General features: G+C 43.5%; 16 protein-coding genes and 1 riboswitch. Of the genes, 5 read left to right on the forward strand and 11 right to left on the reverse strand.

Annotated features, from left to right (window positions below):
- Window positions 1-624 precede the first annotated feature (624 nt).
- Complete coding sequence (locus QQ041_RS19340) at window positions 625-1,077, forward strand: RNA-binding protein (protein ID WP_017061054.1); 453 nt, start codon at window positions 625-627, stop codon at window positions 1,075-1,077.
- Here QQ041_RS19340 and murI read toward each other — a convergent pair.
- Genes murI through QQ041_RS19355 form a run of 3 tightly spaced genes read right to left on the reverse strand, consistent with a single transcriptional unit; the run spans window position 1,040 to window position 4,440 of the window.
- Window positions 1,040-1,846: a glutamate racemase gene (murI, locus tag QQ041_RS19345; RefSeq protein ID WP_285954874.1), complete on the reverse strand. Its 807-nt coding sequence runs from the start codon at window positions 1,844-1,846 to the stop codon at window positions 1,040-1,042. The genes QQ041_RS19340 and murI overlap by 38 nt on opposite strands.
- A 60-nt stretch (window positions 1,847-1,906) precedes the next feature.
- Window positions 1,907-2,572: an adenine nucleotide alpha hydrolase gene (locus QQ041_RS19350; RefSeq protein WP_285954858.1), complete on the reverse strand. Its 666-nt coding sequence runs from the start codon at window positions 2,570-2,572 to the stop codon at window positions 1,907-1,909.
- 44 nt (window positions 2,573-2,616) lie between these two features.
- Window positions 2,617-4,440: a TonB-dependent receptor gene (locus tag QQ041_RS19355; protein ID WP_285954859.1), complete on the reverse strand. Its 1,824-nt coding sequence runs from the start codon at window positions 4,438-4,440 to the stop codon at window positions 2,617-2,619.
- A 39-nt stretch (window positions 4,441-4,479) separates the two neighbouring features.
- Window positions 4,480-4,685, reverse strand: a riboswitch (cobalamin riboswitch).
- A gap of 154 nt (window positions 4,686-4,839) precedes the next feature.
- Here QQ041_RS19355 and trmA point away from each other — a divergent pair.
- Complete coding sequence (trmA, locus tag QQ041_RS19360; protein ID WP_285954860.1) at window positions 4,840-5,949, forward strand: tRNA (uridine(54)-C5)-methyltransferase TrmA; 1,110 nt, start codon at window positions 4,840-4,842, stop codon at window positions 5,947-5,949.
- A gap of 80 nt (window positions 5,950-6,029) precedes the next feature.
- Here trmA and QQ041_RS19365 read toward each other — a convergent pair whose 3' ends face one another.
- Both QQ041_RS19365 and fabR read right to left on the reverse strand, forming a co-directional pair.
- The gene (locus QQ041_RS19365) at window positions 6,030-6,401 is read right to left on the reverse strand and encodes a YijD family membrane protein (protein ID WP_004736696.1); all 372 of its coding nucleotides are present in this window, start codon (window positions 6,399-6,401) and stop codon (window positions 6,030-6,032) included.
- Window positions 6,401-7,042, reverse strand: a complete 642-nt coding sequence (gene fabR, locus QQ041_RS19370; protein WP_010438693.1) for an HTH-type transcriptional repressor FabR — start codon at window positions 7,040-7,042, stop codon at window positions 6,401-6,403. Before fabR ends, QQ041_RS19365 begins: the two co-directional genes overlap by 1 nt.
- Before the next feature lie 327 nt (window positions 7,043-7,369).
- Between fabR and sthA the strand changes: the two genes are divergently transcribed.
- Window positions 7,370-8,770: a Si-specific NAD(P)(+) transhydrogenase gene (gene sthA, locus QQ041_RS19375; protein ID WP_019820517.1), complete on the forward strand. Its 1,401-nt coding sequence runs from the start codon at window positions 7,370-7,372 to the stop codon at window positions 8,768-8,770.
- A gap of 184 nt (window positions 8,771-8,954) precedes the next feature.
- Here sthA and dinF read toward each other — a convergent pair whose 3' ends face one another.
- The 4 genes from dinF to QQ041_RS19395 all read right to left on the reverse strand — a co-directional run bounded on the left by dinF (window position 8,955) and on the right by QQ041_RS19395 (window position 12,481).
- Complete coding sequence (gene dinF / locus QQ041_RS19380; protein ID WP_186727998.1) at window positions 8,955-10,310, reverse strand: MATE family efflux transporter DinF; 1,356 nt, start codon at window positions 10,308-10,310, stop codon at window positions 8,955-8,957.
- A gap of 117 nt (window positions 10,311-10,427) precedes the next feature.
- On the reverse strand, window positions 10,428-11,306 hold the full coding sequence (locus tag QQ041_RS19385; protein ID WP_285954861.1) for a class I SAM-dependent methyltransferase: 879 nt from the start codon (window positions 11,304-11,306) through the stop codon (window positions 10,428-10,430).
- Between the two features lie 97 nt (window positions 11,307-11,403).
- On the reverse strand, window positions 11,404-12,024 hold the full coding sequence (gene lexA, locus QQ041_RS19390) for a transcriptional repressor LexA (protein WP_019820514.1): 621 nt from the start codon (window positions 12,022-12,024) through the stop codon (window positions 11,404-11,406).
- 94 nt (window positions 12,025-12,118) lie between these two features.
- Window positions 12,119-12,481 (reverse strand): diacylglycerol kinase, encoded by a 363-nt coding sequence (locus tag QQ041_RS19395; RefSeq protein ID WP_029405300.1) that lies wholly within the window; start codon window positions 12,479-12,481, stop codon window positions 12,119-12,121.
- Window positions 12,482-12,701: 220 nt separating this feature from the next.
- Between QQ041_RS19395 and plsB the strand changes: the two genes are divergently transcribed.
- Window positions 12,702-15,125 (forward strand): glycerol-3-phosphate 1-O-acyltransferase PlsB, encoded by a 2,424-nt coding sequence (plsB, locus tag QQ041_RS19400; RefSeq protein ID WP_146489777.1) that lies wholly within the window; start codon window positions 12,702-12,704, stop codon window positions 15,123-15,125.
- Between the two features lie 103 nt (window positions 15,126-15,228).
- Here the strand turns inward: plsB and ubiA are convergent, their stop codons facing one another.
- Together ubiA and QQ041_RS19410 are read right to left on the reverse strand one after the other, a co-directional pair.
- Entirely contained in the window at window positions 15,229-16,083 is an 855-nt protein-coding gene (gene ubiA, locus QQ041_RS19405; RefSeq protein WP_146489778.1) for a 4-hydroxybenzoate octaprenyltransferase, read from the reverse strand.
- Entirely contained in the window at window positions 16,084-16,626 is a 543-nt protein-coding gene (locus QQ041_RS19410) for a chorismate lyase (protein WP_285954862.1), read from the reverse strand. It lies immediately after the preceding gene.
- Window positions 16,627-16,788: 162 nt separating this feature from the next.
- Between QQ041_RS19410 and QQ041_RS19415 the strand changes: the two genes are divergently transcribed.
- The gene (locus QQ041_RS19415; RefSeq protein ID WP_048610748.1) at window positions 16,789-17,196 is read left to right on the forward strand and encodes a flagellar basal body-associated protein FliL; all 408 of its coding nucleotides are present in this window, start codon (window positions 16,789-16,791) and stop codon (window positions 17,194-17,196) included.
- The last annotated feature ends 73 nt before the right edge of the window (window positions 17,197-17,269 follow it).

A 17,269-nucleotide genomic window follows, 5' to 3' on the forward strand; every position in this document is an offset into this window, starting at 1 on the left:
AACGAATACTGACTTCAAAACTAATATTCATGTAAACATGAACATGTAATTCTAAAGCTATTACCATTCCAACAGAATGGTAATGAATTGACTGTGCCGATTAACTACAAGTAGTTAAACGTATTGGTCACTCAGTTCATTGAAATCAAGCTTGTTACCGAAGTAACTGTTATTACGCTCTTTCGAAAAAGAACCAATAACGTTTTGATATTCATCAACGAGTGCCCACACAGATTGATAGGTTTAAATTGTTAAAGAGCTCTAGCGTTTTGTGATTCACATCTCATCCGCTAGGGGTGCGTACTATACCTGCACCACTTTGAGAGTCAAGGGTTATTTTCAAACTCTTTTTCTCTACCGATTTCGCTGTGTGACTTTCGTCTCACTCCGTGTCGGTGAGGCGGCATTATAGAGAGATTGAAGGGGAGCACAAGGGCTTTTTGAAATAAAAGTTTTGTTCGCCTAAAAAGCCACCAGATCCGCATTTTTCGAATAAAAACTAAACATTTGAGACGTATCACAGCAATACATTGGAAAAATGGAAGCCATGAACGTAAGATTCATGTGTCTATTTTGTTAATGGTAGATGCGTCTATTTCGTTTATTAATATGTAGTATTCCGATATGAACTCAAAAAAATCGATGTTGTTAATTGTCGCACTGGCTGTATTAGGCGGCATTGTTTTCTCTCAGGTAGATATATCGCCTGCAATTACCTTTATCCTTGGTGTCTTGGCTTCCGCTTTTGTTGTTAACTTTTCAAGCACCGACTCAAAATCAGATTCAGAACCTAAGGCTTCAACAAAAACACTTTATGTGGGTAACCTTCCATACAAAGCGAACGAATCACATGTACGTGAATTATTCTCAGAGCATGGTGAAGTATTTGCAGTACGTTTAATGAAAGACAAACGTACTGGTAAAAGAAGAGGCTTTGGATTTGTTGTTATGGCAAGTAATGATGTGAATCATGCAATATCTGCACTTAACGATAAAGATTACATGCAACGAACTTTAAAAGTACGTGTTGCAAATGATCCTAAACATCCTGAAGCGGACGAATCTGAACTGAGCTAAACCCTAACTGCTTTAACATACTATTTAGTGCACTTTCTTTTTTAGGGAGTGCACTACAAAAAACCTCACGCACTCCACCTTCTTTATTAATGCTTTCCAAGCTCAACAAATCTTGAACCCGCTTAGCTATCGCTTTACCAGAATCTATCAGCACTACGCTTTCACCTAATACTTGTTGAATCTCTGATTTGATCAGTGGGAAGTGGGTACATCCTAAAACTGCCACATCAATCATGTTGATCATCGGTTGAAGAATTTGCTGCAACTCTTCAAGGCTAATCTCCTCGCCTCTAAGTTTATCTTCGGCCATATCCACCAGCCGAGTGGAACCTAATAGCTCCACTCTTTTATTACTCGAAAAATTTTTGATTAGATCGTGTGTGTATTCACGAGTAATCGTCGCTGGAGTTGCAATAAGGCCAACGGCTTTATTAGCCAATAATGAAGCTGGTTTGATTGCCGGGACAACACCGACAATAGGGATAAGATTATTAGCGCGAAGTGTAGGCAAGACTATCGTACTGGCCGTATTACAAGCTATCACTACAATATCAATAGCGTGACTCACCACAAAACTGGCCACGATACTTTGGACTCGCTGAATGAGAACTTGCTGATCGAGCTCACCATATGGGTAAGCTTCGTTATCGAATACATAGATATAGTTGTGATTGGGTAGTAACTGGCTTATCTCTTTATATACAGACAGACCACCAACTCCAGAATCAAAGACCAATATGTTTTTTTGTATGCTTTCCGACACAACCATTACCTGTAATAAGTTCCACAGCAATGATACCCCTTCACTTAGTTTTCGCCAATCATCACTCTACATAATGCAAGCTCGGTAGCGTTGATGCACAAAGCGCTCACCCTGCTCTACATTTTCTAGTTCTACCTTAAGCTTTCCTTTAAAGCATGGCGCTGACGTGACTAAGGTATGGAACTCACCATCTTCACCACATGGGTCGACGTGACTTGGCAGACTGTCTATTAGTTCAGGAGTGTATTCTTTCCCGCAATAGCTCATATCTAATGCATCGCTATCAACTGTGACGAGAAAGGTTTCGATTCCTCTATCTATTATTTCTTGAGCCAGCGCTTGGCTACTCTGTCCCTGTAGAGGAAATACACACTCCCAACCCGCAGGTTCTATATAACTTCTTCGGTAGTCAGCAATACCATTGCAAAACATATCGCCGAATGCCACGGCATCAATTGATAAGCCAGACCCTTCCAATGCTGAGACAATCGTACTTTGGTAAATCTCATTGCTAGGGAAGACTTCAGGAAGCTCTATGGTGATGAGTGGCAAACCGATTAATTGCGCCTGCATGGTAACCACATCAATAGGTGTTACCTGGAAAGGGACTTCATCTCCAACATAGGTAGTATAGAGAGCAACAACTTCATACTCGGCACTCTCAAGTAAACGCTCTAGGGTTAAGGTAGAGTCTTTGCCTGATGACCAGCTTATGACGACTTTCTTTTTCATTGATATACCCAATAAGAAAAAACCGCCCGAGGGCGGTTTAGGTGTTAAAACTGGTAGGCAACGCTCACGTAATAATTACGCTCTGGTGTTTTATAACCTTTAGCAGTTTCGTACTCTTCATCAAATAAGTTAGCAACTTTACCAGCAACGGTTACATCATTGTCAAAGTGGTAAGACGTTGCAAAGTCAAATAGCGAGTACGCATCAAGCTCTGTCGTATTCGCTAGATCATCATAACGCTTACCTTGATATAGGTAACTCAAGTCGAATCGCCAGTTATTCCATTCATAAGTAGTGTTCCATTTACCACTATGTTTAGCTCTGCGAGCAAGTTCGTTACCTGTAGATTTGTCTTCGGTATCAAGATAATCGTAAGATGCTGAGTGATATAATGGTCCAGTATAAAAAGAGCCGACCACTTCGTACCCTTTAATTTCTGCTTCTCCGATGTTTACTTGAGTAAGACCATTGCTTGTGATCATCTTCTCTACATCACTCTTATGAGCAGCTATTCGCAATTCAAGAACTTCAAAGCTAGCTTCTAGTGCTATTTCTGCCGTTTTTGATTCTTCTGGCTGTAGATTTGGATTGCCTGAGTAACATCCCCATGAACTACACTCTAAAGGCCAATATAGCTCATTAAATGTTGGAGCTTTAAATGCAGTACCATACATACCCACTAGACGAACAAACTCAGTAACGTTATATCCAGCACCTAGTTGGTAGGTCGTAAAGTTGCCAAATGAACTGTTATCATCCCAGCGCAGGTTCGCTTCCGCAGACAACTTGCCTACAGATATATCACCACCAGCATAGAACGCGGTATTATCACGACTATCTTTAGTCATTGATGTAGAGTCGTTTTTGACCTTATCTCGATACCAATCAACACCACCAATAACCGCTGAACTATCACTTAGCTTGTACTGGTTATTCCAAGAAACAGAGTTGCGATTTGTTGTAATTGCGCTTGGTGTTGTTCCTTGTCCTGAAGATTCCGCTTCATCTTGGTTACTTCCAAGTGTTATTACACTATTTAGGGAATCGCGCTTGTAATCTCCTACTAGACCCAATGCGTATAACTCACTGTCTGTTTCGTCTACCCCTCCCCAAGGGTTATCAAATTCAACATCGTGTTTTTGATAATAGCCATTCGCTTTCAAGGTCAAGTTTGGCGAAACAAAAATACCGCCATCGATAGTTAAGTATTGAGTGCTATGACCATCTTTATCAGTATCAATAGGGTTAGTACTTGTCGGTTGAATATTATAACCTTCACTCTGCTGATGAGTGGCGGCAATGTTCACCCAACCATTATCATTAGCAACTGACCCTACTGCATTGATATCATATAAACCAAAGCTACCCACACCCGCTTTAACTGAGCCTGTATTATCAGCACTACGTGTAGTTATAATGTTTACCACACCGCTAACAGCATCTGACCCATACACTGCCGCACGAGCACCTCTCAACACTTCAATTCGTTCCACACCATTCAATGGAACTGCAGCTAAGTTGGCGTACCCCAAAGTTGCACTACCAATTCGGATACCATTAACTAAGACAAGAGTATTTTTGGTAGAACGCCCACGTATATATAACTCCTGCCCCTGAGCAAGACCACCTTGGTTAGTAACTTGAACACCGGGTAATCGACGTAATACGTCAGACAACGAAGTCGCTTGAATAGCGTCTATTTCTTGCTTGGTTATAATTTCAACTGGAGCAATTGTGTCGCTGACTTGCTGCTCAAAACGGTTAGCCGTAACCACCATGGTTTCGTCGGTAGATGCTTGTTGGGCGTGTAAATTGGAGATAGGTGAAAGCAGCGATGCTACAGCAACCGCTAAAAGGGATTTGTTCATGTTGTGATCCTAAATCGCGTAAAGTCCTACCAAACCACATCTTATGGTTTGGCCGCTGGCAGGTATTCGGACTCAAGAGCACAACCTTTATGGTTACCTAATACTCGACTTCCCACAAAAAGCTATTTGCAGTGTCTTATGAATACTCGTTCTCTTTTACCGCTGCGCGTCAGTTCTGGATTTACACCAGATTCCCTCTTCAGCCATCTATACATCTAAATGACACCAGCTTGCCGAAGATAGTATTGACCTCTGAATCATTTGTCTAGTCTAAGATAGTTATAAGCTATAGTTTTCATGGCCTATTTACACTGAATGACTCTCAACACTGGACAAGCGCCTGTGATTGAATAAAATCTGCGCTCTTGATTTAAAAGCACGACAGCAAAAGGCATAACAATGGCGAATTTAGATGTAAACCCGCAACGCTACCAAGAACAACTGGCAGAAAAGACAGAGCGTCTTACTGAAATGTTCTCAGAATATAATGTGCCTGAGCTGGAAGTGTATGAATCTCCAGAACAACACTACCGCATGCGTGCTGAGTTCCGCGTGTGGCATGAAGGTGACGATATGTATTACGTCATGTTCAACCAAGAGACTAAAGAAAAATATCGCGTAGACCAGTTCCCTGCTGCTAGCCGTCTAATCAATGACTTGATGCCTCTATTAACGGATGCAATGAAGGACAACCACTCTCTACGCCACAAACTATTCCAAGTAGATTTCCTTTCTACATTAAGCGGCGAGATTTTGGTGTCACTACTTTACCACCGTCAATTAGGTGAACAGTGGATTCAAGATGCTAAAGTACTTAAGCAGCAATTAAACGATGAAGGTTTTAACCTAAACCTGATTGGTCGTGCGCGTAAGATGAAAATCGTACTGGACCGTGACTACGTTATTGAAAAGCTAGACGTGAATGGTGATAGCTACATCTACCAACAAGTAGAGAACAGCTTTACTCAACCAAACGGAAAAGTAGCAGAGAAAATGTTGGAATGGGCTGTCGACTGTACTCAAGACAGCAAAGGCGACTTGCTTGAGCTTTACTGTGGTAACGGTAACTTCTCATTAGCGCTGGCACAAAACTTCGAGCGTGTACTGGCAACAGAACTGGCGAAGCCGTCAGTGGAATCTGCGCAATACAACATCGCGGCGAACAACATTGAAAATGTTCAGATCATCCGTATGTCTGCAGAAGATTTTACCGTAGCAATGGAAGGCAAGCGTGAATTCCGTCGTCTACAGCAAGCGAACATCGATCTTAAAAGCTACAACTGCAACACTATCTTTGTTGATCCACCGCGTTCAGGTATGGATGTAGATACTTGTAAGATGGTTCAAGGCTACGAGCGTATCATGTACATCTCTTGTAACCCTGAAACGTTGAAAGAGAACCTAGAGCTCCTAAGCGAAACACACAATATCACTCGTTTTGCTCTGTTTGACCAGTTCCCTTACACCCACCACATGGAAGCGGGTGTATTCTTAGAGCGCAAAGCATAAGTCTCGCTTTCTCGGCCTAAGACAAACAGCAAATACAAAAAAACGAGCCAATTGGCTCGTTTTTTTATTTATAGATTGGTTTAAGCGGTTTTACCGATAAAGCCTAGCTTCTTACCTACCCAGGCTAAAAGCAGCATCGCGACAATAATCGCGAAGAAGTTTGAACCTGCATCAGGGTGTTGTGCTTTCACAAAAGCCGAATGGCCAAATGCACCCACGAAGAAACAAGCTAGACCTACTAGTGGGATATCTTCAGATACTGGATTAGTTAGGTATTCTTGGTAAAGCGCTTGTACTGCCAAAACTAAAGCGATAAGCGGGAAAATAGAGAAGCCCACTTCGCTCATTGTTACCCAAGATAACAATGCATCACCACACACACCGGCTACAACAGCAAGTACGAGTGTCTTTCTTTCAGAACCACGGTTTACAGTATTATTTTCATTCGACATTATTCAATCCCGCCTTTTAATCGGTTACGTTCACGTTCTTTACGATACCAAAAAGCTCCTTTGGCCATCATTCGCAATTGCATGATCAAGCGTTCAGCCAATTCATCTCGCTGACGTCGATCTAAATCTAATGCTTCTGCCCCTGAGTTGAAGACTAAGATGACCGAGGCTTCAGCTTGAGTGAAAGCTTCGTCCCTTGTCATGCCAGTCGTTATCAAATATTCGGTTAACTCAGCAGAGAAGTGCTGTATCTCACGAGCTACCGCTGCACGAAACTCAAATGAAGTTCCTGAGCGCTCTCGCAATAACAGTCTGAATACGTTAGGGCTGCTTTCAATGAATTCCATAAAGGTTTCAACCGATGTGCGAATCACACTGCCTTCTTTTACTATGCGTTGCCTAGCTTGACGCATTAACTGGCGCAACAGTAAGCCACCTTCATCAACCATGGTTAAGCCAAGCTCATCCATGTCTTTGAAGTGACGATAAAAAGAAGTCGGTGCTATTCCAGCCTCACGAGCGACTTCTCTCAAGCTTAGATTGGAAAAACTACGATCGGCACTGAGCTGGCTAAATGCTGCATCGATTAAGCTGCGACGAGTTTTTTCTTTTTGCTGTGCGCGAATGCCCATTGGTTTCATACTTTATCAATTTCTTCTTTTACAGCCTAAACAGGCGTGTCTAATACTCTGTTTAATATAACGCGAATCACTTATTTATATAAGGCACTCTGGTTATATAAGACACTAAACATACCTCTTTGTTCACGTACCGAAGTAAATACGTTCGCAGAAAAAATTTCAATATCCACACTGTCATTTGGAGACATACGACAGACCAAATATTATTTTTTCGATAACACTGCGTGATCCCACCGACTCTCTGATGCCCTTTTCATGTACCCAAGAACAGAATCAGTTAAAATCTCGCTAAAGCAATGTTAATCAAATATAACAAGGAAGATATCTATGCCGCACTCCAACCACTTTGATGTAATCGTAATTGGTAGTGGCCCCGGAGGAGAAGGGGCAGCGATGGGATTAACCAAAGCCGGGTTGAACGTTGCAATCATTGAGAAAGAGAGCAGCGTTGGTGGTGGTTGTACTCACTGGGGAACAATACCTTCAAAAGCACTGCGCCATGCCGTAAGTCGTATTATCGAATTCAACAGTAATCCGCTGTTTTGTCAGAACAACAAAAGCATTCACTCTACGTTTTCCAACATTTTGGGTCATGCTAAATCAGTTATCGATAAACAGACTCGATTACGCCAAGGCTTCTACGACCGCAACCAGTGCACGCTGGTATTTGGTACTGCACGTTTTATCGACACCAACACTGTCTCGGTAATGCAAAGCGATGGCACTGAAGAACATTACAGTGCAGACAAATTTGTTATCGCGACAGGCTCTCGCCCTTACCAACCAGATAACGTCGACTTCCTGCATGAACGTATCTACGACAGCGACTCGATTCTTTCTCTTAAACACGACCCGCAACACATCATCATCTATGGTGCTGGCGTTATTGGTTGTGAATATGCGTCGATTTTCCGCGGTTTGGGTGTAAAAACCGATCTTATCAATACTCGTGACCGCTTGTTGTCATTCCTAGACAATGAAACCTCAGATGCACTTTCTTATCACTTCTGGAACAGCGGTGTCGTGATTCGCAACGATGAAACCTTTGAGAAAATTGAAGGGACTGATGATGGCGTGATCATCCACCTAGAGTCAGGTAAAAAGATGCGTGCTGACTGCCTTCTCTATGCCAATGGCCGAACGGGTAATACCGACAAACTTAACCTTAGTGCTGTTGGCTTAGAAGCGGACTCTCGAGGTCAGGTATCAGTGAATACCAACTACCAAACTAGCGTTGATCACGTTTACGCGGTAGGTGATGTCATAGGCTACCCTAGCCTAGCAAGCGCGGCTTATGACCAAGGTCGATTTGTTGCCCAAGCAATTGTCAAAGGCGAAGCAGAAGGTCACCTAATTGAAGACATTCCAACAGGTATCTACACCATCCCTGAGATCAGCTCTGTAGGTAAAACAGAACAAGAACTTACCGCTGCAAAAGTACCGTATGAAGTAGGACGTTCTTCATTCAAGCACCTAGCTCGCGCTCAAATTGCGGGGAAAGATATTGGTAGCTTGAAGATTCTGTTCCATCGCGAAACCAAAGAGATTTTAGGTATCCACGTGTTTGGTGAGCGTGCAGCTGAAATCATTCATATCGGACAAGCGATTATGGAACAAAAAGGTGAAGCAAATACCATCGAGTACTTTGTGAATACGACCTTTAACTACCCAACCATGGCAGAAGCTTATCGTGTTGCAGCACTCAACGGTCTTAACCGTTTGTTCTAGATAAAGAACCGATAGGAGTATTTGACCACCCATAGGCCAAATACATAAACAGCAAGCCGCGCGCTTGCTGTTTTTATTTAAGGCATTGAATAATAGGGCATTAGTAGCAATTAGATCATGATATTCTAAATACCTCTTTACCTGTACAACCTCATTTACCCTTCCATAAACAGAGTCCCAAGAGCTAAGCGAGAAACTCCCCCTTCTTCCACTGAGAAACAAACAACACACCCAAGCCAACCCCGCGCATTGCCATAAAGCTCAGCATCGCTAGCCACAGTGCATGGTTCTCTAAACCTGATGCTAAGTAGAAAATCGCGAAGAAACTGCAGGTCGCAACAAACATACTATTGCGCATATCCTTGCCTTTAGTGGCCCCAACAAAAATACCATCCAACAAGAAGCACCACATAGACACCAATGGCATTGCGATTAACCACGGTAAATACACCTCGGCTTGGCTCTTCACGTCTGGGATTGTAGTGATCATATTAATTAAGCTCGAGCCAGCAATTGCGAATACTATGGTCAGTACCAAACAAATATTGAAGCTCCAGAAGAAAGTACCAATCAATGACTGGTTCAGTTCATCTTGGTCTTTCGCACCTATCGCCTTACCGACCATGGCTTCCATTGCATAGGCAAAACCATCCATCCCATAAGAGATGATCATCAAAAAACTCATCAACACTGCATTGGCCGCAACAACATCATCGCCAAAGCTTGCACCTTGGAAGGTCATGAAAGTGAAAGTCGCTTGTAGGCACAATGAACGAAGAAAGATATCGCGATTCAGTTTCACGAAACGACTCAAACCTTGGCTGGTTTTCTTAAGCAGATCCCATGGCGATGGCAACTGTTTCTTCGCCCAGATTCGGTAAACACAAATCAGGCCAAATGTTAGACCAGCATAATCAGCCATTACAGATGCCAATGCTGCACCTTCCACTTGCCACCCTAAACCGATAACAAAAACGATATCCAAAACGATATTAGTGACATTGGTGATTATCACCATCCACATTGGCGCTTTGGCATTTTGAGTCCCGAGCAGCCAACCTAGAATCACAAAATTAGTCAGCGCAGCAGGCGCACTCCAAGCTCGGATTGAGAAGTATTGCTGACCATAGTGCTTAACTTGATCACTGGCGCTGCTCAATGAGAAAACTAAATCGGCGACTAGACTGTGTAAAAGCAAAAAGGCACCTGCAAACCCTAAAGCCATGGTCACGCCTTGCACAAAAACTAGGCCAAGTTGCTTACCATCATTCGCACCATAAGATTGTGCGGCTAGCCCTGTTGTCGACATACGCAGAAAACCAAGCAACCAAAAGGTCACGCTGATCATTGTGCCGCCCAGCGCCACACCACCTAAATACCAAGAATGCTCTAAGTGGCCGATAACCGCCGCATCGACTAAGCCCAGCAGTGGAACAGTAATATTAGAGAGAACCATCGGGATCGCGAGCAACAGCACTTTTTTGTGCATCGCCTGATTGGATAGCGTTTGAAAAATAATTTGGGGGTTAAATAGCTTCACGATCACCTCTTAGTTTAGAGGCGATAGTTTAACCTAGTGGGTGAGCTTTCACTATGTTGTGGAATTTTACTTATACCGATTGTGTACTCAGTTACTCGAAATGCAGAATCGCTAAGATTACCACTTAACGAGTACTAACTGCGGCGTTAAGCGCTTTTTGACCTGAGAGATTTTACAAAGAAGTCGCTGCCACAACTTCCAACGATTGCATTGTTGATCAAGTGGAGAAAACGCTTTTACCCATTGCGCCCATGGCAGCCAATTAAGAACACTGTCTACTGGAGAAGATAAGCCATGTGCATATTTTCCTGAACCAAGCTTTTGCCCAAGAGCACTAGAGCTTTTGTCTCCAGCTAACACTAAACACGCGTGTGCATGAGTAAAGTAACGACTCAATGACTGAATAAAATATGCGGTTTGTTGTTCATTGCAATCAAGCAAAGCATGTTCGCACACCACCATCACTGAGGCTTGTTCTGGGATGTTGAGCTCATCCAACCAAGTCAGATCGTCAACCGAACCACACTCCAAACGGTAGCGTTCATTCTTGTGGAACAGGCGTTGGCGCCACACTAGGTTTTCCGTCACATCCAGCTCAACCCAATGGCAGCGTCCATTATCCAAACGGTAGAAACGAGTGTCGAGCCCTGCCCCAACATTGATGATCCAGGCATCTGGGTTGTGAGACAGAAATTGTTGAACTTGAGAGTCACAAAGTTGAGTCAGTGTTGCGTAGAGAAGTTGTTGCTGATCGAGCTCGCCAGTAAGACATTCAGGTGCGAGTTGGCAACGCTTGCAGGCTTGTGCTGCGATAGGGTCATAAACGAGACCATCATCAGCTAGGCTTTCACGACTACGAAACCAAAGGTGTTGAACGAGGTTGGTTGGAACTTGGAATTCTTGATGTGCAGCCCCTTGAACAGAAGAAGCCTTTTGCACAGAGGAGCGCGGCTTACGAGTAAGCGGCTTCATTTGAGGTTTGGTTGGGTTTGGCATCATCATCTTCCTTGTATCTCGACAAAGAAGATGATAATGAATATCAATTACAATAACAAGTTATTGAGAATAAATATCAATAAACTGTTTGTACTTATTACATCCAGTCGGTGTTACGAATAATACCAACCGCAAGTCCTTCAATAGACAAGTGTTGAGATTCTAGATCGACATGGATTGGAGAAAACTCTTCATTTTCAGCGTGTAACAGAACCGTTGAACCTTTACGTTCTAGGCGTTTTACCGTTACATCATCATCGACACGAGCCACGACAACCTGACCATCGCGTACATCTTGTGTTTTATGAACAGCCAGTAGATCACCATCCATAATACCGATGTCTTTCATACTTTCGCCATTTACACGAAGTAAGAAGTCAGCTTGTGGCTTAAACATGCCAGGGTCAACTTGGTAATGCATCTCTACATGCTCTTGAGCCAAGATAGGCTCACCAGCGGCAACCTGACCGATTAATGGTAAACCTTGCTCTTCGTTTGCAGCATCTTCGAGCAAAATACGAATACCGCGAGACGCACCCGGGATAATCTCAATCGCTTCTTTACGAGCAAGAGCTTTCAAATGTTCTTCTGCAGCATTAGCAGAACGGAAGCCTAGTTCACGTGCGATTTCTGCACGTGTCGGTGGCATACCGGAATCTTCGATCTTACCTTTGATAAGGTCAAAGACTTGTTGCTGGCGGGGCGTTAACGGCTTCATGATTCACCTGTCTTTTTATACAGTTGACTGTGAGTATATCCAGTAACTGAACAAAAGCAAAGCAATTGGTTGTTTTTAGTTCATTTTTAGCAAATTACAAAAACAAGATATCTAGCCATACATAACCGGCTAGTGCCAAACAGATGAAAACCGCAGCCGAACCGACATCTTTCGCCATCCCGGAAAGCTCATGGTGTTCACTGCCGATTCGGTCGACAACCGCCTCAATCGCGGTATTGATTAGCTCGACAACCATCACCAACACGACTACTGAGATCATCAGGATTCGCTCTACTTGGCTTACATCTAAGTAAAATGCCAACGGAATAAGCACGGCTGCCATGAACACTTCTTGTCGAAATGCAGCCTCGTTTTTAAACGAACTGGTAATGCCTTGCCATGAAAAGCCTGCTGCTTTGATGATGCGTTTGAATCCGGTGTTTGATTTTTTGGTCATTTTTAACCCTATACTCAATCAGTCGATGAATGATTTTCCACAAACTTAACGGCAATATGACTATTTCCATTAAAAGGTTAGACCAGTTTCTGGTATTCTTGCATCGATTAAATTTACGCCTAGGCTTATCCCTATTTCACTCATAGGATTTATCCTTTTTAGCATAGAAATAGAGATACGCTTCAGCACATTGAAATAACTATTGAGGCAGTGAACCTATATGTCTTCTGGACAATCTTTTTCACGTTCATTAATGAAGCTACCTTTATCCGTATTGGTAAAGGGCACATCAATTCCTTCAAACCCTGTCGAGGATTTGAACATTGATTTGAGCAAACCGATTGTATACGCCTTACCGTTTCGCTCAAGTGTAGACATTCTTACATTGCAAAAACATGCACTTGAATTAGGCCTACCTGATCCGTTGAGCATGCTTGAAATCAACGGCAAATCACTGCAACGCTACGTTTTTATCTCTTCTCGCAAAACTCTACTGCAAGACGATGATTATGTACCAAGCTCTTCAATTGAAGTTTTCTCTGAATTGCTTTCACTACACGCTGACGACTCTGAACTCGATGTTCAAGTCATCCCTGCCACTGTGCTGTGGGGACGCAAACCTGGTAAAGAGAATAATCAGAAGCCTTACCTACAGGCAATGAACGGCTTAGAGAAATCAAAAGCAGTATTGCTAGCAGGCCGCGACTGTCTGGTTCGTTTTAGCCCAGTGGTTTCTCTACGCTATATGGCCAATTCACACGGCACCGACAGCACCATCGCTCACAAACTGGCGCGCGTGGCACGAATTCACTTTTCTCGCCAGAAACTTGCTGCCTCAGGCCCTAACCTGCCAAGCCGCCAAGCTCTGTTCGATCGCCTACTAAAATCAGAAGCGATCAAGAAAGCGATTGAAGACGAAGCGCAAGCAAAGAACATCTCGATCGAGAAAGCGAGCAAAGAAGCTCAAGATATCATGGACGAGATTGCGGCGAACTTCTCTTACTCGCTGATCAAGCGTGGTGAGAAGATTCTTGGCTGGCTGTGGAATAAGCTATACCAAGGCCTGCATATCAGCAACGCTTCAACGGTTCGTAAACTGGCTCAAGATGGCCACGAGATCGTTTATGTACCTTGTCACCGTAGCCACATGGATTACTTGTTGCTTTCTTATGTCCTTTACCACGAAGGCATGGTGCCTCCGCATATCGCTGCGGGTATCAACCTGAACTTCTTCCCTGCCGGTCCGATTTTCCGTCATGGTGGTGCGTTCTTTATTCGCCGTAGCTTCAAAGGCAATAAGCTTTACTCGACCATTTTCCGTGAATACCTAGCGGAATTGTTCGCTAAAGGTTACTCAGTAGAGTACTTCAGTGAAGGTGGTCGTTCTCGTACAGGTCGTTTACTGCAAGCGAAAACGGGCATGCTAGCGATGACAATTCAAGCAATGCTGCGCGGCATGAACCGTCCAGTGACTTTGGTTCCTGTGTACATCGGCTACGAGCACGTGATGGAAGTGGCGACTTATGCGAAAGAACTTCGTGGCAAGCGTAAAGAAAAAGAAAACGCGAGCCTAGTGATTCGTACCATTCGTAAGCTGCGTAACTTTGGTAAAGGCTACGTCAACTTCGGTGAGCCGATTCAGCTGAACCAATACCTGAATGAGCATTCACCAGAGTGGACGAAAGACATCGATCCTATGGGAACCAGCAAACCACAATGGATGAACCCGGTGGTTAATGACTTGGCGACCAAAATGATGACGCACATTAACGATGCGGCAGCGACCAATGCCCTGACCCTTTGTGCAACGGCACTATTGGCTTCAAGACAGCGCGCATTGTCTCGTGATTCTTTAGTTTCTCAGATCAATTGCTACCTGTCTCTGCTTAAGAACGTTCCATATTCTGCAACGTTCACTGTGCCAAAAGACAGCGCTGAAGATTTGGTAAAACATGCTGAGTCACTGAACAAGTTCTTGATTGAATCAGACTCAATGGGCGACATTATTTCACTAGACCGTCACCAGTCAATTCTGATGACCTACTACCGTAATAACATCATTCACTTGTTTGCTCTGCCATCATTAATTGCTCAGATGACTATTCGTCAGCACGGCTTAACGATTGATGCGATTCAAAAGAATGTTGCAGCAATTTACCCTTTCTTGAAGAAAGAGTTGTTCCTAAGCTACGACGAAGATCAGCTTGAAGATGTGGTTTCAAAGATCATTGAAGAACTAGTCGGCCAAGGCATGCTTGTAGTTTCTGATAACGAAGTCACCATCAACCAGTCAAACAGCCAAGCACTGATGCTACTAGGTCGTACGATTTCAGAGACACTACAACGTTATTCAATTGCTCTGAACCTATTGGCTGAGAATCCTGATTTGGATAAATCAGACCTTGAGCAGAAGAGCCAAGACATTGCACAGCGACTTGGCCGCCTGCAAGGCATCAATGCACCAGAGTTTTTCGATAAAGGTGTGTTCGCTTCAATGTTCGCAACTCTGAAACAGCAGCAATATCTGGATAACGATGGTAACTGTGATCTAGAAAAGACTCAGCAATTCGCTAAGCTTCTCTACTCAATGCTTTACCCAGAAGTACGTTTGACGATTCAAGAGAGTATCCACCAAGCAGAGTAACAACCCGTTTGGTGTCGCTTTAATAACAAAACGGAACACGATCAAAAAAGGCACCCAATGGGTGCCTTTTTCTTTAGCATTCGTTAACTCGAAAAGCTGATGCTTACCAGAAGGTAATGAACAAACCCACGGTCACTGCCATTCCAACATAGTTGTTGTTGAGAAAAGCTTGAAAGCATAGGTCGCGGTCTCGGTGGCGCATCAGATGTTGTTGATACACAAATAAGCTCCCAGCTACCAACAGTGCCCAATAGAAGGTGTCACCTAATTGGTAATACATGCCTAACGCAATCAGCATCGCTAGGGTGACGAGTTGCAAAGAACCAATAATCAGTTTATCGAAGCGACCAAATAAAATAGCCGTCGATTTAATGCCAATCTTCAGATCGTCATCTCGGTCAACCATCGCATATTGCGTGTCGTAGGCAATAGTCCACAATGCATTAATCACGAAGATGAACCAGACAACGCTTGGTAGCTCATTGGTTTGCGCAGCCCAAGCCATTGGTATTGCCCAGCTGAACGCCAACCCCAGAAATATCTGAGGAAGGTGTGTAAACCGCTTCATAAAAGGATAAATAAAAGCTAAACCAACACCGATAAAAGAGAGCTTTATGGTCAGTGGATTCATGGTGAGTACCAACAAAAATGAAACTACGGCTAGCACTAAAAAGAGCAGAATCGCTTCCTTACTGGAAACCAAACCTGAAGGTAATGGACGCTGCTTGGTACGTTTAACATGACCATCTACTTTACGGTCAGCAAAGTCATTGATCACACAGCCAGCTGAACGCATCAACACCACGCCGAGTACGAAAACAACCAAGACATCAAAATCAGGCATACCTTGTGCGGCGATAATCAGTGACCACAAGGTCGGCCAAAGGAGTAACAGGGTACCAATCGGGCGATTCATTCGCGTTAATTGCCAATACGCCTTCGCTTTGGTGGCAAGCATTTACACACTCTCCTTAGAGTAAATGGGTGATGTTGGTAAAAACAGTTCTGCCACAAGCATCGGTTTATGGTTCATCCATAATCGAGAACGACGCGCGAGTAATCGCTCATCGCCTGCGATAACCCAACCGACTTGCAGCGCATCTCGCTCCACGTTCTCAGCACTGAAAACGGTCAATCCAAGCGGGACATTACCTTGTTGAGAAAGGTCAGAGTGTTGATGGTCTTCTAATGTGACTCGGGGGATCAAGGTTCGACCTAACACCCACGGTTCGTCATCACCCTTTAAAATCACTTTACGCAGTAAGCAATCAAACGATGATAAAAGATGTTCCTCGTCCTGTTGTAGCATTGAGCGTTCTACAACTTGATTATGAAGCAACTCAACAGACAGGTACTGACAGCACTTACCCAACTTGCGGGAAAGAGAACCTTGCTCCATCAGCCACTCTTTGGTGGTTTTATTAGGAAAATCAAATGTTTCTGTACTTTGCCAATCTACATTCATTAACGAATTAAGATACAGCGATATTGGCTGATTCATACTAGTATTCAATAGGTGACTTTACACGTACAATAAAGCTTCAACTTTCGAACAAAATTAAAGCGTTCTTCGAATTGTAAACGTATTTAGATTTAGACTGCTTATTGTAACAAGACTAATGCGTTTCGAATATCGCGAATAAACTAAAGAAAAGTCACAAATATGCACAAACGTTATGTAGCCCAAATATTTCTTGCGATTACACTACTCTTTTCAGCATCAAGTTTCGCTGAAGAGGAGTCGGCAGCTAAACTCGCCTACTTCACACTAGAGCCAGACCTGACCACCAATTTTTACACTAAAGGTAAAAAACTGGGCTACATTCAGGTTCGCCTCGACATCATGGTGGCAAATAGTAACGACTTGGCCGCTATTGAGCATCACCAACCACTGATTCGCGATGCGGTGATTGAATTGCTTGGCAAACAAAACGAAGAAACCATTAAGTCTCTATCCGGCCGTGAAGACTTAAGAAAATCCCTAGTTGAGCACCTCAACAAGATTTTGCTTCCAGAGACAGGTAAAACCCTGATTGCTGACTTACTGTTTACCAAATACCTTTATCAGTAATGATGTAAAACGAATCCCAATAAAAAAGCGGCTCATCTGGCCGCTTTTTTGTCTCTATCGTTTGCCTACTCAC

The organism is Vibrio sp. TMPB1044, from assembly GCF_030442075.1.
Taxonomy (GTDB): domain Bacteria; phylum Pseudomonadota; class Gammaproteobacteria; order Enterobacterales; family Vibrionaceae; genus Vibrio; species Vibrio satsumensis.